This window comes from Pseudomonas syringae group sp. 243L2, assembly GCF_032587875.1.
Classification (GTDB): domain Bacteria; phylum Pseudomonadota; class Gammaproteobacteria; order Pseudomonadales; family Pseudomonadaceae; genus Aquipseudomonas; species Aquipseudomonas amygdali.
Genome location: NZ_JAWHPL010000010.1, coordinates 284477 through 303997, shown reverse-complemented (window position 1 = coordinate 303997; position 19521 = coordinate 284477). Strand labels below are relative to the sequence as shown.

Below are 19521 nucleotides of genomic sequence, written 5' to 3'. Positions count from 1 at the left end.
TCAGTCGTGCAGCCTCCGGTCAGGGGGCTTTTTGTGCAATAGTGTCGTCGCTGCGTAAAGTGAAGATTTCGTAACCGTCAGCGGTTACCAGCAGCGTGTGCTCCCATTGCGCCGAGAGCTTGCGGTCCTTGGTGATCGCCGTCCAGCCATCGCCAAGGATCTTGGTTTCAGGGCGTCCCTGGTTGATCATCGGCTCAATGGTGAAGGTCATGCCTTCCTGCAGTTCGATACCGGTTCCAGCCTCGCCGAAGTGCATGACCTGCGGCTCTTCATGAAACACCTTGCCGATGCCGTGACCACAGAACTCCCGAACCACAGAGAAACCATTCTTTTCAGCGTGTTTCTGAATAACGGCGCCGATGTCGCCCAGGCGAGTGCCGGGTTTGACGATTTCGATAGCCTTATACAGACACTCTTGAGTTACTTTCGACAGACGCTCGGCCCATACTGGAACGGTGCCGACATGGAACATCCTGCTGGTGTCCCCGTGGTACCCGTCCTTTATGACGGTAACGTCAATGTTGAGCGAGTCGCCGTTCTTCAGCTTCTTGTCGCTCGGGATGCCGTGGCAGACTACCTGATTGATCGACGTGCAGATCGACTTGGGGAAGCCTTTGTAGTTCAGCGGGGCAGGGATCGCCTGTTGCTCGTTGACGATGTAATCGTGGCAGAGGCGGTCCAGCTCTTCGGTGGTTACACCGGGCTTTACGTGAGGCGCTATCATTTCCAGAACATCGGCGGCCAGGCGACCGGCGATGCGCATCTTTTCGATGTCTTCCGGGGTTTTGAGGGTGATGGTCATACAGAATCTCTCGGCGTGGCTGGCACGCGGTTGGTGCGCAAAGGCGCAATTCTATCAGACCGCCGGTGCCGGGTAATCATCGCTTCCTTCTATAGGCAGCGGATGCGGCTTTAAAAGCACCGCAAAACAAGAACTTGATGGGAGTTCCGTTCTCTTCCCTTTTGTGATATAAAATGCGCCGCTTTCCAAGGTCCGTCCTTGAAGCACAAACCCACACACGTGTCGACACGATGACCTGGGTGCCCTTGGCAGATGCCATTGGTTGGTCATTGGGATACGTGGAGGCCTAACCCGACTTATCAAGGAACTATCATGTCCCAAGTCAATATGCGCGATATGCTGAAGGCCGGTGTGCACTTCGGTCACCAAACCCGTTACTGGAACCCGAAAATGGGTAAGTACATTTTCGGCGCGCGTAACAAGATTCACATCATCAACCTTGAAAAAACCCTGCCTATGTTCAACGAAGCTCTGACTTTCGTTGAGCGCCTGGCTTCGGGCAAAAACAAGATTCTGTTCGTCGGCACCAAGCGTTCCGCTGGCAAAATCGTTGCTGAAGAAGCAGCACGTTGCGGTTCGCCGTACGTCGACCATCGCTGGTTGGGTGGCATGCTGACCAACTTCAAGACCATCCGTCAGTCGATCAAACGTCTGCGCGAGCTGGAAGTACAGTCCGAAGACGGTACTTTCGCCAAGCTGACCAAGAAAGAAGCCCTGATGCGCACCCGTGATCTGGAAAAACTGGATCGCAGCCTGGGTGGTATCAAGGACATGGGCGGTCTGCCAGACGCACTGTTCGTTATCGACGTTGATCACGAGCGCATCGCGATCACCGAAGCCAACAAGCTGGGCATCCCGGTTATCGGCGTTGTCGATACCAACAGCAGCCCGGAAGGCGTTGACTACATCATCCCGGGCAACGATGACGCCATTCGCGCCATCCAGCTGTACATGGGTTCGATGGCTGACGCTGTTATCCGTGGTCGTAACAATGTTGCTGGCGGCACCGACGTATTCGTCGAAGAAGCTCCAGCTGCAGCTGCTGTAGAAGGCTGAGTACAAACGCCTGGCGTTTACTCAGTACGCGAAAAGGGGGCTTAGCCCCCTTTTTGCCACCTAGGAAATGATTTGTCGGTCTGTAGCCATGACCTTGCTGTCATGTGTTGCTGCCACCCTGATTTTTCAAGAATTGCACGCCCGGCGAGCCGGGTGGAATGGTTGAAGACCTATCCAAGAGGATTTTGAAATGGCAGAGATTACTGCAGCGTTGGTCAAAGAACTGCGCGAGCGTACCGGCGAAGGCATGATGGACTGCAAAAAGGCCTTGACCAAGGCTGGCGGCGACATCGAAAAAGCAATCGACGATATGCGTGCTTCCGGCGCGATCAAGGCCGCCAAGAAAGCAGGCAACGTTGCTGCTGAAGGCGCGATCGCCATCAAGGATGACGGCAAGGCTGCTGTCATCATCGAAGTCAACTCGCAGACCGACTTCCTGGCTCTGCAGGACGACTTCAAGGCTTTCGTTGCTGCAAGCGTCGAAAAAGCCTTTGCTGACAAGCTGACTGATGCTGCTCCGCTGATCGAAGCTCAGGAAGCTGCACGTCTGGTGCTGGTCGGCAAGGTTGGCGAAAACGTCAACATCCGCCGCCTGAAGCGTATCGAGGGCGACGTTGTAGGTACTTACCTGCACGGCAACAAGATCGGTGTGGTAGTTACCCTCAAGGGTGGCGACGTCGAGCTGGCCAAAGATATCGCCATGCACGTAGCCGCAAGCAACCCCGAGTTCCTGTTCCCTTCGGAAGTGTCTGCTGAAGCGATCGAGCGCGAGAAAAACGTCTTCCTGCAACTGAACGAAGACAAGATCAAAGGCAAGCCGGCTGACATCGTTGAGAAAATGGTTGGCGGTCGTATCACCAAGTTCCTGGCAGAAGCCAGCCTGGTCGAGCAAGCCTTCGTCAAGAACCCGGAAGTCAAGGTCGGTGATCTGGCCAAGAAAGCCGGCGCTGAAATCGTTTCCTTCACCTACTTCAAAGTAGGCGACGGCATCGAGAAGCCAGTTGATAACTTCGCTGACGAAGTGGCTGCACAGCTGGCTGCTGCCAAGCAGTAAGACGGTTTTTCAACTGTCGCCCCAAAGAGGCTGCCCGCTCACGCGTGCGGCCTCTTTGTCGAAAGAGAAAAGGAAATTTTCCTTGGAGATTGTGCTCACAAGGCTGCATTCTCCCGACGCTCGCAGAGCGTCAAGCTAAAGTAAGCGCAGGCTTGAAATAGCCGGCACAGATTTTTTTCAGAAAACGCCGCAGGAGAGATTCGCAATGGCTCAGCAGGGCAGTGGTTATCAGGCTCGCTATAAACGCATTCTACTCAAGCTCAGCGGTGAGGCCCTCATGGGCTCGGAAGAGTTCGGCATTGACCCCAAGGTGCTGGACCGTATGGCGCTGGAAGTCGGCCAGCTGGTCGGTATCGGTGTTCAGGTCGGTCTGGTGATCGGCGGCGGTAACCTTTTCCGTGGCGCAGCCTTGAGTGCTGCGGGTATGGATCGGGTAACAGGCGACCACATGGGCATGCTGGCCACTGTGATGAACGCCCTGGCAATGCGCGATGCGCTGGAGCGCGCTAATATCACGGCCATCGTGATGTCGGCCATTTCCATGCTGGGTGTGACCGATCATTATGATCGCCGCAAGGCCATGCGCCATCTCAGCGCCAAGGAAGTGGTGATTTTTGCTGCGGGTACGGGTAATCCGTTCTTTACGACCGATTCGGCTGCCTGCCTGCGCGCTATCGAGATCGACGCCGATGTAGTGCTCAAGGCCACCAAGGTGGATGGCGTGTATACCGCAGATCCGTTCAAGGACCCGAATGCCGAGAAGTTCGATCATCTGACTTACGATGAAGTGCTGGATCGTAAGTTGGGCGTGATGGATCTGACCGCAATCTGCCTGTGTCGCGATCACAAGATGCCATTGCGCGTCTTCAACATGAACAAGCCGGGTGCCCTTCTGAATATCGTCCATGGTGGCGCTGAAGGGACCCTGATCGAGGAAGCCCAACAATGATCAACGAAATCAAGAAAGACGCTCAGACCCGCATGCAGAAGAGTCTGGAGTCGCTGACCCACGCGTTCACCCGAATCCGCACCGGCAAGGCGCACCCGAGCATTCTGGGTGGTGTCATGGTCCCTTATTATGGTGCCGATACGCCGCTGAGTCAGGTTGCCAACGTGACCGTCAAGGACTCGCGCACTCTTCAGGTCGTGGCGTTCGAGCGTAATATGCTTGCTGCTGTCGACAAGGCTATCCAGAGCTCCGGTCTGGGCTTCAATCCGACCAACCTGGGTGAGCTGCTGCTGATCTCCATGCCGGCGCTGACCGAGGAAACCCGCAAGGGCTTCACCAAGCAGGCACGCGACGCTGCTGAAGATGCTCGTGTTGCTGTACGCAACATTCGTCGTGACGCTCTGAGCCAGTTGAAAGATCTGGTCAAGGAGAAGGAAATCAGCGAAGACGAAGAGCGTCGCGCGGCGGACGACGTGCAAAAGCTGACTGACAAATTCGTTGCTGAAATCGAAGTTGCGGTCAAGCAGAAAGAAGCTGATCTGATGGCTGTTTAAGGTTTCGGACGCTTTCATGGAAAAGATAAAACCGGCCGTGCCGTCTTCGGTACCGCGCCATGTCGCGATTATCATGGACGGTAATAATCGCTGGGCCAAGAAGCGCCTGCTGCCAGGCGTTGCTGGCCATAAGGCGGGCGTCGACGCTGTGCGGGCCGTTATCGAGGTGTGTGCCGAAGCCAAGGTCGAGGTGCTGACACTGTTCGCGTTCTCCAGTGAAAACTGGCAGCGCCCGGCCGAAGAGGTTGGTGCGCTGATGGAGCTTTTCTTCACGGCGCTACGCCGTGAAACCAAGCGCCTGAACGAGAACGACATCAGCCTGCGGATCATTGGCGACCGCTCGCGCTTTCATCCCGAGCTGCAGGCTGCAATGCGCGAGGCGGAAGTGCGTACGTCCGGCAATAGCCGTTTCGTGCTGCAGATCGCTGCCAACTACGGTGGGCAATGGGACATCGCACAGGCTGCCCAGCGGCTGGCGCGCGAGGTTCAGGCCGGGCATCTGCAACCGGAGGATATAACCCCCGAGCTGCTGCAGACCTGTCTGGCAACGGGCGATCTGCCGTTGCCGGACCTGTGCATTCGCACCGGCGGCGAGCACCGTATCAGTAACTTCCTGCTTTGGCAGCTGGCCTATGCCGAGCTGTACTTCTCCGACCTGTTCTGGCCGGACTTCAAACACGATGCCATGCGCGCCGCGCTGGCAGATTTCGCTTCTCGCCAACGTCGCTTCGGTAAAACCAGCGAACAGGTAGAAGCTGGAGCCCGGGCTTAATGCTGAAACAACGGATCATCACGGCACTCATTCTGTTGCCGATCGCCTTGTGTGGTTTTTTCCTGCTGACCGGCATGTATTTCGCCCTGTTCATCGGGGTTGTTGTCGTGCTGGGTGCCTGGGAATGGGCGCGGCTCGCAGGTTTTGCTGCGCAGTCGATGCGCATCGGTTATGCGGCTGTGGTCGCAATTCTGCTATTCCTCATGTACCTGCTGCCAGGGTTGGAGCCCTGGGTGCTCGTCGCTGCAGTCATCTGGTGGGGCGTGGCGACCTTTCTGGTTCTTACCTATCCGGACTCCAGTAGCCACTGGGCAAGCGCGGCCTGCAAGCTGGTGATCGGTCTTTTGATTTTGCTGCCTGCCTGGCAGGGGTTGGTGCTGATCAAGCAGTGGCCGCTGGGTAACTGGCTGATTCTGTCAGTGATGGTGCTGGTCTGGGCTGCCGACATTGGCGCCTATTTCTCCGGCAAGGCGTTCGGCAAGCGCAAACTGGCCCCCAAGGTAAGTCCGGGCAAGAGCTGGGAAGGCGTATACGGCGGTCTTGCGGTCAGTCTGGGCATCACGGCTGCTGTGGGCGTTTCTCGTGACTGGACGGTTGCTCAGTTCATCGCCGGGCTTCTTGGCGCTGCTGTGATTGTGTTCATCTCCGTAATTGGCGACCTGACTGAAAGCATGTTCAAGCGCCAGTCAGGGGTCAAGGACAGCAGCAACCTGCTGCCTGGACACGGCGGTGTGCTGGACCGTATCGACAGCCTTACTGCGGCCATTCCGGTATTTGCGGTTCTGCTCTGGGCCGCCGACTGGGGTGTCATGTGAGTGGGCCGCAACACATCACCATTCTGGGTGCAACAGGCTCTATCGGTCTGAGCACTCTGGATGTCGTCGCACGTCATCCTTCGCTTTATCAGGTGTTCGCGCTTACGGGCTTCAGTCGTCTCGATGAGTTGCTGGCCCTGTGCGTCCGGCATACCCCGCAATACGCCGTGGTTCCCGATCAGGTCGTCGCCCGTAAATTGCAGGACGACCTTGCTGCGGCCGGGCTCGACACCCGGGTTCTGGTGGGCGAGGGCGGTCTGTGTGAAGTGGCTGCGCACCCGCGCGTGGACGCTGTCATGGCCGCCATTGTCGGCGCTGCCGGTCTGCGCCCAACACTGGCTGCGGTCGAGGCGGGCAAGAAGGTCTTGCTGGCCAACAAGGAAGCGCTGGTCATGTCCGGCGACCTGTTTATGCAGGCTGTTCGGCAGAGCGGCGCAGTGCTGCTGCCCATCGACAGTGAGCACAATGCGATTTTCCAGTGCCTGCCTGGCGATTTTGCTCGCGGGCTTGGTGCTGTGGGTGTCAGGCGGATCATGTTGACGGCCTCGGGCGGGCCTTTCCGCGAAACCCCGCTCGAACAGTTGCAGAATGTAACGCCCGAACAGGCCTGCGCGCATCCTGTCTGGTCGATGGGGCGCAAGATTTCCGTTGATTCGGCGACCATGATGAACAAGGGGCTTGAGCTGATCGAAGCCTGCTGGTTGTTCGATGCACGTCCGGATCAGGTCGAGGTGGTCATCCATCCACAGAGCGTGATCCACTCGCTGGTCGATTATGTTGATGGCTCTGTGCTCGCTCAATTGGGCAATCCCGACATGCGCACGCCCATCGCCAATGCATTGGCCTGGCCTGCACGTGTAGACTCTGGCGTTGCGCCTCTGGATCTGTTCCGTATCGGCCAGCTTGATTTTCAAAAGCCGGACGAGGAGCGTTTCCCCTGCCTGCGGCTAGCGCGTCATGCGGCAGAGGCTGGAGGCAGTGCGCCTGCCATGCTTAACGCAGCCAATGAAGTGGCTGTCGCTGCATTCCTCGATGGGCGTATCCGTTACCTGGAAATCGCCGGTATTATCGAGGAGGTTCTGAATCATGAGCCTGTGACTGCGGTCGAAGGGCTCGACGCGGTGTTTGCCGCGGATGCAAAGGCGCGTTTGCTCGCGGGCCAATGGCTTGAAAGAAACGCGCGATAGCGATCTGATGACCCGTCAGGATTTGAATGAAAGGGTCGATGTGGTGCGTCAACGGCAGGCTTTGAAGTCTGCGATGATTAACACGCTGGCCGACCAGTCGGTACCCGGAGAAGGCTGATGAGCGCTTTATACATGATTCTCGGCACCCTGATTGCGTTGGGCGTGCTGGTGACCTTCCACGAATTCGGCCACTTCTGGGTGGCCAGGCGTTGCGGCGTCAAGGTGCTGCGTTTTTCGGTGGGCTTCGGCACGCCTCTTCTGCGTTGGAGTGATCGTCAGGGTACCGAGTACGTGGTCGCTGCAATTCCGCTGGGTGGCTATGTCAAAATGCTCGACGAGCGCGAAGGCAATGTCCCGCCCGAGCTTGCCGATCAGTCGTTCAACCGCAAGACCGTCGGGCAGCGTATCGCAATCGTGATCGCAGGCCCGACAGCCAATTTCCTGTTGGCCATCGCGTTTTTCTGGGTGCTGGCGATGATGGGCAGCGAGCAGGTTCGTCCGGTTATCGGTGCCGTGGAGTCCGGAAGCATCGCTCAGCAGGCGGGTCTGACTGCCGGGCAGGAAATCGTCGCAGTCGATGGCGAGCCGACGTCGGGCTGGGCGGGGGTCAATCTGCAACTGGTCCGCCGTCTGGGTGAGAGCGGCACCATCGCTTTGAAGCTCAGGGATCAGGGTTCGACGGGCGACACGTCTCGTGAACTGGTGCTCAATGACTGGCTCCGGGGGGCTGAAGAGCCTGATCCGATCAAGTCGCTGGGTATTCGTCCGTGGCGCCCGGCCTTGCTGCCGGTGCTGGCAGAGATCGACCCGAAAGGTCCGGCGCAGAGTGCCGGGCTTAAAACCGGAGATCGCCTGATTTCGATGGACGGTCAGCCGCTCAATGAGTGGCAGCAGGTTGTTGACCGGGTACGCGAGCGCCCTGAAGCAAAAGTATCGCTGCGCATCGAGCGTGACGGTGTACAAATGGACGTCCCTGTAACCCTCGCCGCGAAAGGCGAAGGCAAGGCGGCCGCAGGTTATCTGGGGGCTGGCGTTAAAGCTGTCGATTGGCCACCGGAAATGCTGCGCGAGGTCAGCTACGGTCCTTTCGCCGCGATGGGCGAGGGGATAAAGCGCACGTGGAACATGAGCGTGCTGACCCTGGACTCACTGAAGAAAATGTTGTTCGGCGAGCTCTCGGTAAAAAACTTGAGTGGACCGATAACCATTGCTAAAGTGGCGGGCGCTTCGGCCCAGTCGGGCATCGGAGATTTTCTGAACTTCCTCGCTTATCTGAGTATTAGCCTGGGTGTTCTGAATTTGCTGCCCATTCCCGTCCTGGACGGGGGGCATTTGCTGTTTTATCTGATCGAGTGGGCGCGTGGTCGTCCCCTTTCGGAAAAGGTTCAAGGTTGGGGGGCGCAGATCGGTATCAGTCTGGTAGTGGGCGTAATGTTGCTCGCGCTGGTCAACGATCTGGGCCGACTGTAACGCTTTGCCGAGTTGCGAATCTGCCGCATTTTGCGGCAGTTTGTTTATTGCCAGTTGGAATAAGAAAGGACTTCATGAAACGTCTGCTGCTAACTGCGGTTCTTTCCGCACTGATGATCGCTGAAGTTCACGCCGAGTCCTTCACCATCTCCGATATTCGTGTCAATGGCCTCCAGCGGGTATCCGCCGGCAGTGTCTTTGGCGCGTTGCCGCTGAACGTAGGCGAGCAGGCGGACGATGGTCGTTTGGTCGATGCTACCCGTTCGCTGTTCAAAACCGGTTTCTTTCAAGATATCCAGCTGGGTCGCGATGGCAACGTACTCGTCATCAACGTCGTCGAGCGTCCTTCGGTTGCAAGTATCGAAATCGAAGGCAACAAGGCCATCTCCACCGAAGACCTGATGAAGGGGCTGAAACAGTCCGGTCTGGCCGAGGGTGAAATTTTCCAGCGTGCAACCCTTGAAGGTGTGCGTAACGAGCTGCAACGCCAATACGTTGCCCAAGGCCGTTACTCTGCCGAGGTTGACGCCGAGGTCGTTCCACAGCCGCGCAACCGCGTAGGCCTGAAAATCAACATCAATGAAGGCACCGTTGCCTCCATTCAGCATATCAACGTGGTGGGCAACACGGTCTTCTCCGACGAAGACCTGACCGACCTGTTCGAGCTCAAGACCAGCAACTGGCTGTCGTTCTTCAAGAATGATGACAAGTACGCCCGTGAAAAGCTGTCGGGTGACCTTGAGCGTCTGCGTTCGTACTACCTCGATCGCGGCTATATCAACATGGATATCGCCTCGACCCAGGTCTCGATCACGCCGGACAAGAAGAACGTGTACATCACGGTCAATATCAACGAAGGCGAGAAATACAGCGTCAAGTCGGTCAAGCTCAGCGGTGATCTGAAGGTTCCTGAAGACCAGGTCAAGTCTCTGCTGCTGGTACAGCCGGGTCAGGTGTTCTCGCGTAAGGTCATGACTACCACGTCCGAACTGATCACCCGTCGTCTGGGTAACGAAGGCTACACCTTCGCCAACGTCAACGGCGTGCCGACCCCGAACAACGAAGACCACACGGTCGACATCACCTTCGTGGTCGATCCTGGCAAGCGTGCCTACGTCAACCGCATCAACTACCGCGGTAACACCAAGTCGGAAGATGAAGTGCTGCGTCGCGAAATGCGTCAGATGGAAGGCGGCTGGGCTTCGACCTACCTGATCGACCAGTCGAAAACACGTCTGGATCGTCTGGGCTTCTTCAAGGAAGTCAACGTCGAGACGCCGCCTGTTCCGGGCACCGACGATCAGGTTGACGTGAACTACGCGGTTGAAGAGCAGGCGTCCGGCTCGATCACCGCCAGCGTCGGCTTCGCGCAAAGCGCCGGTCTGATCCTCGGTGGTTCGATCAGCCAGAACAACTTCCTCGGTACCGGTAACAAGGTCAGCATTGGCCTGACCCGCAGCGAATATCAGAGCCGTTACAACTTCAGCTACGTCGATCCGTACTATACGCCGGACGGTGTCAGCCTGGGTTACAGCGCCTTCTACCGCACCACCAACTACGATGACCTCGACGTTGATGTTGCAAGCTACGCGGTAGACAGCCTGGGTGCCGGTATCAACCTTGGCTACCCGATCAGCGAAACCTCGCGCCTGACCTACGGCCTGACCGTGCAGCAGGATGAGATCAAGACCGGCAAGTACACCGTTGACGAGATCTTCGACTTTGTTGAAAAAGAAGGCGACAAGTACCTGAACTTCAAGGGCTCGGTCGGCTGGTCTGAATCGACTCTAAACAAAGGCGTGCTGGCGACCCGTGGTCACTCGCAAAGCCTGGTGTTCGAATCTACCTTACCGGGCAGCGACCTGTCGTTCTTCAAGCTGGATTACCGTGCGCAGTACTTCCACCCGATCACCGATAACTACACTCTGCGTCTGCACACAGAGCTGGGTTATGGCGACGGCTACGGTTCGACCTCGGGTCTGCCGTTCTACGAGAACTACTATGCCGGTGGTTTCAACTCGGTTCGTGGCTTCAAGGACAGCACGCTCGGTCCGCGCAGCACGCCTAGTAATGGTTCCAAACCCGGTACGTTGGCCGATCCGGACCAGGATCCACTGCCGTTCGGTGGTAATGCTCTGGTGCAGGGTGGCGTAGAAGTCATGTTCCCGCTGCCATTCGTCAAGGACCAGCGTTCCCTGCGCACCTCCGTGTTCTGGGATGTCGGCAACGTATTTGATACAAACTGCGATTCCAGCAGGAAGACAGCCAGTGGCAAAAACGTCGAATGCAACAACATCGACCTTTCCGGCATGGCCAGCTCTGTGGGTATCGGTGTCACCTGGATCACTGCGCTCGGCCCTCTGAGCTTCGCCTTGGCGATGCCGATCAAGAAGCCGGACGACGAAGCAGAAACTCAGGTCTTCCAATTCTCCCTGGGTCAGACTTTCTAAGCGTCTGATCTTTGATAACGCAACGAATTTTGTAGGAGTTGTATTGTGCGTAAGTTGACTCAATTGGTACTGCTGGCAACCGTTCTGGTCGCAAGCCCTGCATTTGCCGACATGAAAATTGCCGTACTGAACTATCAGATGGCCTTGCTGGAATCTGATGCTGCCAAGAAATACGCTGTTGATGCCGAGAAAAAATTCGGTCCGCAACTGACCAAGCTGAAGAGCCTGGAAAGCAGCGCCAAGGGTATTCAGGACCGTCTGGTCAGCGGCGGCGACAAGATGGCTCAGCCTGAGCGCGAGCGTCTGGAGCTTGAATTCAAGCAAAAGGCTCGTGACTTCCAGTTCCAGTCCAAGGAACTGAACGAAGCCAAGGCCGTTGCTGACCGTGAAATGCTCAAGCAGTTGAAGCCAAAACTGGATCAGGCTGTTGAAGAAGTCATCAAGAAAGGTGGTTTCGACCTGGTTTTCGAGCGCGGTGCGGTGATCGACGTCAAGCCACAGTATGACGTGACTCGCCAGGTCATCGAGCGCATGAACCAGCTGAAGTAACCATGAGCATAACCATCAAGCTCGGCCAATTGGCCGAGTTCCTTGGCGCTACGCTACGTGGCGACAAGGACAAGGACATCACCGGGCTGGCTGCTTTACAAGAGGCCGGCCCTGGTCAAATCAGTTTCCTGGCAAAATCTCAATACCGTAAATTTCTGGTCGATGCCCAGGCTGCTGCCGTGCTGCTCAAGCCTGCAGATGCCGACAGCTACACCGGAGATGCGCTATTGGTCCCGGATCCTTACCTGGCCTATGCGCGCATTTCGCACTTTTTTGACCCCAAGCCCAAAAGCGTGGCGGGCGTTCATCCGACGGCAGTGATTGCCGACGATGCTCAGGTTGATTCTGCCGCCAGTATTGGCGCTTTCGTCGTTATCGAGAGCGGTGCCCGTATTGCAGCCGATGTCACCATTGGTGCGCACAGCTTCATCGGTGCTCGTTGCGAAATCGGTGAAGGTGGCTGGCTGGCTCCGCGGGTAACGCTTTATCACGATGTGCGCATCGGCAAACGTGTGGTCATTCAGTCGGGCGCGGTGCTGGGCGGTGAAGGTTTCGGCTTTGCCAATGAGAAGGGTGTCTGGCAGAAAATTGCACAAATCGGTGGCGTCACTTTGGGTGATGACGTCGAGATCGGCGTTAACACGGCGATCGATCGCGGTGCTCTGGCCGATACGCGAATTGGCAACGGCGTGAAGCTGGACAACCAGATTCAGATTGCCCACAACGTACAGGTTGGCGATCACACAGCGATGGCTGCGTGTGTTGGCATCTCCGGAAGCACCATAATCGGCAAGCACTGCATGCTGGCCGGCGGTGTCGGCCTGGTAGGGCATATCGAAATCTGTGATGGTGTTTTCATCACCGGCATGACGATGGTGACGCATTCCATTACCGAGCCGGGTTCGTACTCGTCCGGTACTGCCATGCAGCCGGCCGCCGAGTGGCGCAAGAGTGCAGCTCGTCTGCGCAAGATCGATGATATGGCGCGACGTCTGCAAAAGCTTGAAAAGGCTGTAGAGACGGTGACCTGCGCCGATAATCGCTCATCTGATGGCTGATACCTTTTTAATATCAAGCGTGCACAGTCGATAAACTGCCTCCTTGATGTAGAGGGGTGCTGCGCAGTCGCGACGCACCCCTAATCTTTACTACAGGCTTCCCCTCGAAATGATGGACATCAAAGAAATTCGCGAATACCTGCCTCATCGTTACCCGTTCCTGCTGGTGGACCGCGTGACCGAGCTGGATATCGAGAACAAGAACATTCGCGCCTACAAGAATGTCAGCGTCAACGAGCCTTTTTTCAACGGCCACTTCCCTGAGCATCCCATCATGCCGGGTGTGCTGATCATCGAAGCTATGGCGCAGGCTGCCGGTATTCTTGCGTTCAAGATGCTCGACTCCAAGCCGTCAGACGGTACGCTCTATTATTTCGTGGGCTCGGACAAACTGCGTTTCCGTCAACCGGTTCTGCCGGGCGACCAGCTGGTTCTTGAAGCGAAGTTCCTGAGCAGCAAGCGTCAGATCTGGAAGTTCGAATGCAAGGCTACAGTTGATGGCAAGGCGGTATGCTCTGCCGAAATCATCTGTGCGGAACGTAAGCTATGAGTTTGATTGACCCTCGCGCAATCATCGATCCGACGGCCATTCTGGCCGACAACGTTGAGGTTGGCCCCTGGTCGATCATCGGAGCCGGTGTGGAAATTGGCGAGGGTACAGTCGTCGGTCCTCATGTTGTCCTTAAGGGACCCACCAGGATCGGCAAGCACAATCGCATCTACCAGTTCTCATCGGTGGGCGAAGACACGCCTGATCTGAAATACAAGGGCGAGGAAACCCGTCTTGTCATCGGTGATCACAACGTGATCCGTGAAGGTGTGACCATCCACCGCGGGACTGTTCAGGACCGTGCCGAAACCACGCTGGGCGATCACAACCTGATCATGGCTTATGCACACATCGGCCATGACAGTGTGATCGGTAACCACGTGATACTGGTCAACAACACCGCGCTGGCAGGCCACGTTCATGTCGATGACTGGGCCATCCTGTCCGGTTTTACTCTTGTGCATCAGTTCTGCCATATCGGTGCTCACAGCTTTTCCGGCATGGGTACGGCCATCGGCAAGGACGTTCCGGCGTTCGTGACGGTGTTTGGCAACCCGGCCGAAGCGCGCAGCATGAATTTCGAGGGCATGCGCCGTCGCGGTTTTTCCGAAGAAGCCATTCATGCGCTGCGCAGAGCCTACAAGACAGTCTATCGTCAGGGGCTGACCATCGCTCAGGCGGCGGCCGACCTTGCCGAGCCGGCGGCGCAGTTCCCTGAAGTGGCCGTATTCCTTCAGTCTATTCAGACGTCGACCCGCGGTATCATTCGCTAATCATGACCAAGCCATTATGTATCGCTCTGGTCGCTGGTGAAGCATCCGGCGATATCCTCGGGTCCGGCCTGATGCGTGCCCTCAAGGTGCGCCATCCCGATATCCGTTTCATTGGCGTGGGTGGCCCGCTGATGGAGGCTGAGGGCATGCAGTCCTACTTCCCGATGGAGCGCCTGTCGGTGATGGGGCTGGTCGAGGTGCTTGGCAGGCTGCGTGAGCTGCTGGCCCGGCGCAAGCTGCTGGTACAGACCCTCATCAATGAAAAGCCGGACGTCTTCATCGGCATTGACGCCCCCGACTTCACACTCAATATCGAACTTCAGCTACGCCGCGCGGGCATCAAAACCGTGCACTATGTCAGCCCGTCAGTCTGGGCCTGGCGTCAGAAGCGTGTGCTGAAGATTCGTGAAGGCTGTGATCTGATGCTGACATTGTTGCCATTCGAAGCCCGTTTCTATGAAGAGAAGGGCGTACCGGTACGCTTTGTCGGTCACCCGCTGGCAGACACCATCCCTCTGGAGTCAGATCGCGCCGCAGCCCGCGCAGGGCTTGGCCTTGCTCAGGAAGCGCCCGTTGTTGCGTTGATGCCGGGCAGCCGGGGCGGCGAAGTAGGGCGTCTGGGCGGTTTGTTTTTCGATGCTGCCGAGCTTCTTCTCGCCCAGCGCCCTGGCTTGCGCTTCGTACTGCCCTGCGCCAGTCCTCAACGACGGGCTCAGGTAGAGCAGCTGTTACAAGGCCGCAATCTGCCAGTCACGCTGCTCGACGGGCAGTCGCATGTGGCGCTGGCAGCATGCGATGCGGTACTGATCGCCTCCGGCACCGCGACTCTGGAAGCCCTGCTTTACAAGCGACCTATGGTGGTGGCCTACCGTTTGGCACCGCTGACCTTCTGGATACTCAAGCGGATGGTCAAAAGCCCTTACGTATCGCTGCCTAACCTGCTTGCCCAGCGCCTGCTGGTGCCAGAACTGCTGCAGGATGACGCCACCCCCGAAGCGTTGGCGCGGACGCTGCTGCCGCTGATCGATGACGGTCAGGCGCAAACCGCAGGCTTTGATGCCATTCACCGTATTCTGCGCCGAGATGCTTCCAATCAGGCCGCCGACGCGGTGTTGAGCCTGCTCGGCCAGTCGTCTTCACAGTGAGGTCGCCCATCATGCAAACAGGTCTGGATTTCACACTCGTCGAGGATCTGGTAGCAGGTGTTGATGAAGTAGGCCGTGGCCCGCTGTGCGGCGCGGTTGTAACGGCGGCAGTCATTCTCGACCCTGCCCGACCTATTCTCGGGCTCAACGACTCAAAGAAGCTGACTGAAGCCCGGCGCGAAAAACTCTACGTCGAAATTCAGGAGAAGGCCCTGTGCTGGTTCATTGCCCGGGCTGAAGTTGAAGAAATCGACCAATTGAATATTTTGCACGCCACGATGCTGGCCATGAAACGTGCCGTCGAGGGGCTGAGTATCACGCCGAAGCTGGCGCTCATCGACGGTAACCGTTGCCCGCAGTTGTCAGTGCCTTCTGCGCCGGTTGTAAAGGGCGACTCCAGGGTGCCTGCCATCGCGGCCGCGTCGATTCTCGCCAAGGTCAGCCGGGATCGGGAAATGGCAGCGTTCGAGCTCATCTATCCGGGTTATGGCATCGGTGGGCACAAGGGTTATCCTACGCCGGTGCACCTGGAGGCATTGGCCCGGCTCGGACCTACGCCCATTCACCGACGCTCCTTTGCACCTGTGCGTGCAGCCCACGAGGCGCGAGCATCCATAATGATCGGCGGGTCGATCCCGCTACCAGTCGGTTTATTGCAGGACTGACGTTTCATCTCGGGCCCGTTACAATCCTGCCCTTCGTTTTTTTGTATTTTCGCGTTTTATAGGATCACCATGCCGGCTTCTTTCGTTCATCTACGCCTGCACACCGAATACTCGCTGGTTGACGGTCTGGTCCGGGTCAAACCGTTGATCAAGGCGCTGACCGGCATGAACATGCCTGCCGTGGCGGTGACCGACCAGAACAACATGTGTTCGCTGGTCAAGTTCTACAAGGCCGCGCAAGGCTCGGGCATCAAGCCGATCTGTGGCGTCGACTTGTGGCTGGCGGGCAGGGATGAAGACGCTGCGCTCAGTCGCATCAGCCTGTTGGCCATGAATGCCCAAGGCTACCGCAACCTGACCGAACTGATTTCCCGTGGTTTTATCGAAGGCCAGCGCAACGGTCAGATCGTCATCCAGCGCCAGTGGGTCGCGCAGGCCAGTGAAGGCGTAATTGCGCTTTCCGCTGCAAAGGAAGGCGAGATCGGCATGGCGTTGCTCGGCGGCAACCCCGGCGAGGCGGACGAACTGCTGCGCGAATGGATGGCGGTATTTCCCGAGCGTTTCTATATCGAAGTACAGCGCACCAATCGCAACAATGACGAAGAGCATTTGCATGCCGCTGTTGCCTTGGCCGAACGCCATGGCGCGCCGCTGGTTGCGACCAATGATGTGCGTTTCATCAAGCAGACTGATTTCGAAGCCCACGAGACCCGCGTGTGTATTGGCGAAGGCCGGGCGCTGGACGATCCGCGTCGTTCGCATAACTACAGCGATCAGCAATACCTGAAAAGCCCGGAAGAGATGGCCGAGCTGTTCAGCGACCTGCCCGAGGCGCTGGAAAACACCGTCGAGATCGCCAAGCGCTGCAACATCGACGTCAAGCTGGGCACGCACTTCCTGCCCAACTTCCCGATTCCTGATGGCATGACCATCGATGAGTATTTCCGCAAGGTTTCCTTCGATGGCCTCGAAGAACGTCTTGCCGTCCTGTTGCCCAAGGACACCACCGAAGATTACGAAGCCAAGCGTCAGGTGTATGTCGACCGGCTGAATTTCGAGCTGGATATCATCATCCAGATGGGCTTTCCCGGCTACTTCCTGATCGTGATGGACTTCATCCAGTGGGCCAAGAGCAACGGCGTACCGGTGGGGCCGGGTCGTGGTTCGGGTGCCGGATCGCTGGTTGCCTATGTACAGAAGATCACCGACCTCGACCCGCTGGAATACGATCTGCTGTTCGAACGCTTTCTGAACCCGGAACGGGTTTCCATGCCCGACTTCGACGTCGACTTCTGCATGGACGGCCGTGATCGGGTGATCGAATACGTGGCCGAGAAATACGGTCGCAATGCGGTTAGCCAGATCATCACCTTCGGTTCCATGGCGGCCAAGGCGGTGGTGCGTGACGTGGCGCGGGTGCAGGGCAAGTCTTACGGGCTGGCGGATCGTCTGTCGAAGATGATCCCGTTCGAAGTCGGCATGACCCTCGAAAAAGCCTACGAGCAGGAAGAGATTCTTCGCGATTTCCTCAAGGTTGATGAGGAGGCTGCGGAAATCTGGGAGATGGCGCTCAAGCTTGAAGGCATTGTGCGTAACGTCGGTAAGCACGCCGGTGGTGTGGTTATTGCCCCGACCAAGCTGACCGACTTTTCGCCGATCTATTGCGACGAGGCCGGTGACGGCCTGGTAACCCAGTTCGACAAGGACGATGTCGAGGCGGCGGGGCTGGTGAAGTTCGACTTCCTCGGTCTGCGCACCCTGACCATCATCGACTGGGCGCTCAAGACTATCAACCGCGACCGCGCCAAGGTCAACGAAGAACCGCTGGACATCGCGTTCATCCCGCTCGACGACATGCCGACCTATCAGTTGCTGCAGCGCGCCGAAACCACGGCTGTGTTCCAGCTAGAGTCGCGCGGCATGAAAGAGCTGATCAAAAAGCTCAAGCCCGACTGTCTGGAAGACTTGATCGCACTGGTGGCGCTGTTCCGCCCCGGCCCGCTGCAATCGGGCATGGTTGACGACTTCATCAACCGTAAGCACGGTCGCGCCGAGCTGTCCTACCCGCACGTCGATTATCAGTACGAAGGACTGAAGCCGGTACTCGCACCGACCTACGGCATTATCCTGTATCAGGAACAGGTGATGCAGATCGCGCAGGTCATGGCCGGTTACACCCTCGGCGGTGCGGACATGCTGCGTCGCGCAATGGGTAAGAAAAAGCCCGAGGAAATGGCCAAGCAGCGCGGCGGTTTCATTGAGGGTTGCAAGACCAACAACATCGATCCGGACCTGGCCGGTAACATCTTCGATCTGGTGGAGAAATTCGCCGGTTACGGCTTCAACAAATCCCACTCGGCTGCCTACGGACTTGTGTCATATCAGACCGCCTGGCTGAAGACTCACTACCCGGCACCGTTCATGGCTGCCGTGTTGTCGGCGGATATGCACAACACCGACAAGGTCGTGACCTTGATCGAAGAAGTGCGCACGATGAAGCTGCGCCTCGACGCGCCGGACGTGAACACATCGGAGTTCAAATTCACGGTAAGCGATGATGGCCGCATTCTTTACGGGCTTGGCGCTATCAAGGGGGTGGGCGAGGGCCCGGTCGAGGCGATTACCGATGCGCGTCAGAACGGGCCGTTCAAGGATCTGTTCGATTTCTGCGCCCGCGTCGACCTCAAGCGGGTCAACAAGCGAACGCTTGATGGCCTGATTCGCAGCGGTGCGCTGGATCGTCTCGGGCCGTACTTCGAACTCGAACCCAAGGCCTATCAGGCCAACATTGACCGTAATCGCTCGGTGCTGCTTGCCGCGCTGGAAGAAGCCATTCAGGCGGCAGAGCAGACCGCGCGCAGTCACGACAGTGGTCACGCGGACCTGTTTGGCGGCCTTTTCGTTGAAGCGGACGCCGATGTTTACGCCAATCATCGCAAGACTCGCGAGCTGAGCCTCAAAGACCGTCTGCGCGGTGAAAAGGAAACCCTGGGGCTGTACCTGACCGGGCACCCGATCGATGAGTATGAAGGCGAGATTCGTCGCTTCGCTCGTCAGCGGATCATCGATCTAAAGCCCGCCAGAGACACCCAGACGGTGGCCGGCCTGATCATTGCCTTGCGCGTGATGAAGAACAAGAAGGGCGACAAGATGGGGTTCATTACCCTGGACGACCGCTCTGCACGCATTGAAGCATCCCTGTTTGCCGAAGCGTTTCATTCGGCTCAATCACTGTTGCAGACCGATGCTATGGTGGTGGTCGAAGGCGAAGTCAGTAATGATGACTTCTCCGGGGGGCTGCGGTTGCGCGCCAAGCGGGTCATGAGTATCGAAGATGCGCGCACCAATCTGGCCGAGAGCCTGCGAGTGACGGTACGCGCCGAAGCACTCAAGGGCGACCGGCTGCGCTGGCTGGGTGATCTGTGCAAGCGCCATCGCGGTGCCTGCCCGATCACGGTGGACTACACGGGGCAGGACGCCCGTGCATTGCTGCAATTGGGAGAAGCATGGCGCATTGATCCCGCTGACAGCTTGATTCAAGCTCTGCGTGACCAGTTCGGACGTGAGAACGTCTTTCTCCAGTATCGTTGAACGTCGCAGGCTCGACTTGCGCTCAACCCTGAATTTTAATTTCGACCTGACCGCGCCTGTTCCGAACAGGAAAGGCGCAGA

The 19521-nt window shown here is 57.6% G+C and carries 17 protein-coding genes; 16 read left to right on the top strand and 1 reads right to left on the bottom strand.

Annotated features, from left to right (window positions below):
- Positions 1-19 precede the first annotated feature (19 nt).
- Positions 20-802, bottom strand: coding sequence for a type I methionyl aminopeptidase (gene map / locus RYB66_RS05360; RefSeq protein WP_002554731.1), 783 nt, complete (start codon positions 800-802; stop codon positions 20-22).
- Between the two features lie 312 nt (positions 803-1114).
- On the opposite strand from map, the gene rpsB reads away from it, so the two are divergent.
- From rpsB to dnaE, 16 genes are all read left to right on the top strand, one after another.
- The gene (rpsB, locus tag RYB66_RS05355; RefSeq protein ID WP_002554730.1) at positions 1115-1858 is read left to right on the top strand and encodes a 30S ribosomal protein S2; all 744 of its coding nucleotides are present in this window, start codon (positions 1115-1117) and stop codon (positions 1856-1858) included.
- A gap of 190 nt (positions 1859-2048) precedes the next feature.
- Positions 2049-2912, top strand: a complete 864-nt coding sequence (tsf, locus tag RYB66_RS05350) for a translation elongation factor Ts (protein ID WP_316893947.1) — start codon at positions 2049-2051, stop codon at positions 2910-2912.
- A 205-nt stretch (positions 2913-3117) separates the two neighbouring features.
- Positions 3118-3861: a UMP kinase gene (gene pyrH, locus RYB66_RS05345; RefSeq protein WP_002554728.1), complete on the top strand. Its 744-nt coding sequence runs from the start codon at positions 3118-3120 to the stop codon at positions 3859-3861.
- Complete coding sequence (gene frr / locus RYB66_RS05340) at positions 3858-4415, top strand: ribosome recycling factor (RefSeq protein ID WP_004657953.1); 558 nt, start codon at positions 3858-3860, stop codon at positions 4413-4415. Before pyrH ends, frr begins: the two co-directional genes overlap by 4 nt.
- A 16-nt stretch (positions 4416-4431) precedes the next feature.
- Positions 4432-5187 (top strand): polyprenyl diphosphate synthase, encoded by a 756-nt coding sequence (gene uppS, locus RYB66_RS05335; protein WP_002554726.1) that lies wholly within the window; start codon positions 4432-4434, stop codon positions 5185-5187.
- Positions 5187-6002, top strand: a complete 816-nt coding sequence (locus RYB66_RS05330; protein WP_004657951.1) for a phosphatidate cytidylyltransferase — start codon at positions 5187-5189, stop codon at positions 6000-6002. The genes uppS and RYB66_RS05330 overlap by 1 nt, the downstream gene beginning before the upstream one ends.
- Positions 5999-7189 carry a 1-deoxy-D-xylulose-5-phosphate reductoisomerase gene (gene ispC, locus RYB66_RS05325; protein WP_005743433.1) on the top strand — a complete coding sequence of 397 codons (1191 nt, stop codon included), beginning with the start codon at positions 5999-6001 and terminating at the stop codon, positions 7187-7189. The genes RYB66_RS05330 and ispC overlap by 4 nt, the downstream gene beginning before the upstream one ends.
- 117 nt (positions 7190-7306) lie before the next feature.
- Complete coding sequence (gene rseP, locus RYB66_RS05320; protein ID WP_005743435.1) at positions 7307-8659, top strand: sigma E protease regulator RseP; 1353 nt, start codon at positions 7307-7309, stop codon at positions 8657-8659.
- A 74-nt stretch (positions 8660-8733) separates the two neighbouring features.
- A complete protein-coding gene (bamA, locus tag RYB66_RS05315; protein ID WP_002554722.1) occupies positions 8734-11109 on the top strand; it encodes an outer membrane protein assembly factor BamA in 2376 nt (791 codons plus the stop codon).
- 45 nt (positions 11110-11154) lie between these two features.
- Positions 11155-11658 carry an OmpH family outer membrane protein gene (locus tag RYB66_RS05310; protein ID WP_002554721.1) on the top strand — a complete coding sequence of 168 codons (504 nt, stop codon included), beginning with the start codon at positions 11155-11157 and terminating at the stop codon, positions 11656-11658.
- 2 nt (positions 11659-11660) lie between these two features.
- Positions 11661-12716, top strand: a complete 1056-nt coding sequence (lpxD, locus tag RYB66_RS05305) for a UDP-3-O-(3-hydroxymyristoyl)glucosamine N-acyltransferase (RefSeq protein WP_316893057.1) — start codon at positions 11661-11663, stop codon at positions 12714-12716.
- Positions 12717-12825: 109 nt separating this feature from the next.
- Entirely contained in the window at positions 12826-13266 is a 441-nt protein-coding gene (gene fabZ, locus RYB66_RS05300) for a 3-hydroxyacyl-ACP dehydratase FabZ (RefSeq protein WP_002554719.1), read from the top strand.
- Positions 13263-14039 (top strand): acyl-ACP--UDP-N-acetylglucosamine O-acyltransferase, encoded by a 777-nt coding sequence (gene lpxA / locus RYB66_RS05295; RefSeq protein WP_002554718.1) that lies wholly within the window; start codon positions 13263-13265, stop codon positions 14037-14039. The genes fabZ and lpxA overlap by 4 nt, the downstream gene beginning before the upstream one ends.
- Positions 14040-14041: 2 nt before the next feature.
- Positions 14042-15184 (top strand): lipid-A-disaccharide synthase, encoded by a 1143-nt coding sequence (gene lpxB / locus RYB66_RS05290; protein WP_010201456.1) that lies wholly within the window; start codon positions 14042-14044, stop codon positions 15182-15184.
- Positions 15185-15195: 11 nt separating this feature from the next.
- Positions 15196-15849: a ribonuclease HII gene (gene rnhB / locus RYB66_RS05285; protein WP_002554716.1), complete on the top strand. Its 654-nt coding sequence runs from the start codon at positions 15196-15198 to the stop codon at positions 15847-15849.
- Between the two features lie 69 nt (positions 15850-15918).
- Complete coding sequence (gene dnaE, locus RYB66_RS05280; RefSeq protein ID WP_004666023.1) at positions 15919-19440, top strand: DNA polymerase III subunit alpha; 3522 nt, start codon at positions 15919-15921, stop codon at positions 19438-19440.
- The last annotated feature ends 81 nt before the right edge of the window (positions 19441-19521 follow it).

Bases quoted from the DNA above. Each gene is read 5' to 3' on its own strand.
- lpxB (WP_010201456.1), top strand. From the start codon at position 14,042: ATGACCAAGCCATTATGTATCGCTCTGGTCGCTGGTGAAGCATCCGGC.
- RYB66_RS05330 (WP_004657951.1), top strand. From the start codon at position 5,187: ATGCTGAAACAACGGATCATCACGGCACTCATTCTGTTGCCGATCGCC.
- dnaE (WP_004666023.1), top strand. From the start codon at position 15,919: ATGCCGGCTTCTTTCGTTCATCTACGCCTGCACACCGAATACTCGCTG.
- pyrH (WP_002554728.1), top strand. From the start codon at position 3,118: ATGGCTCAGCAGGGCAGTGGTTATCAGGCTCGCTATAAACGCATTCTA.
- fabZ (WP_002554719.1), top strand. From the start codon at position 12,826: ATGATGGACATCAAAGAAATTCGCGAATACCTGCCTCATCGTTACCCG.
- uppS (WP_002554726.1), top strand. From the start codon at position 4,432: ATGGAAAAGATAAAACCGGCCGTGCCGTCTTCGGTACCGCGCCATGTC.
- tsf (WP_316893947.1), top strand. From the start codon at position 2,049: ATGGCAGAGATTACTGCAGCGTTGGTCAAAGAACTGCGCGAGCGTACC.
- lpxA (WP_002554718.1), top strand. From the start codon at position 13,263: ATGAGTTTGATTGACCCTCGCGCAATCATCGATCCGACGGCCATTCTG.
- lpxD (WP_316893057.1), top strand. From the start codon at position 11,661: ATGAGCATAACCATCAAGCTCGGCCAATTGGCCGAGTTCCTTGGCGCT.
- rseP (WP_005743435.1), top strand. From the start codon at position 7,307: ATGAGCGCTTTATACATGATTCTCGGCACCCTGATTGCGTTGGGCGTG.
- frr (WP_004657953.1), top strand. From the start codon at position 3,858: ATGATCAACGAAATCAAGAAAGACGCTCAGACCCGCATGCAGAAGAGT.
- rnhB (WP_002554716.1), top strand. From the start codon at position 15,196: ATGCAAACAGGTCTGGATTTCACACTCGTCGAGGATCTGGTAGCAGGT.
- map (WP_002554731.1), bottom strand. From the start codon at position 802: ATGACCATCACCCTCAAAACCCCGGAAGACATCGAAAAGATGCGCATC.
- bamA (WP_002554722.1), top strand. From the start codon at position 8,734: ATGAAACGTCTGCTGCTAACTGCGGTTCTTTCCGCACTGATGATCGCT.
- rpsB (WP_002554730.1), top strand. From the start codon at position 1,115: ATGTCCCAAGTCAATATGCGCGATATGCTGAAGGCCGGTGTGCACTTC.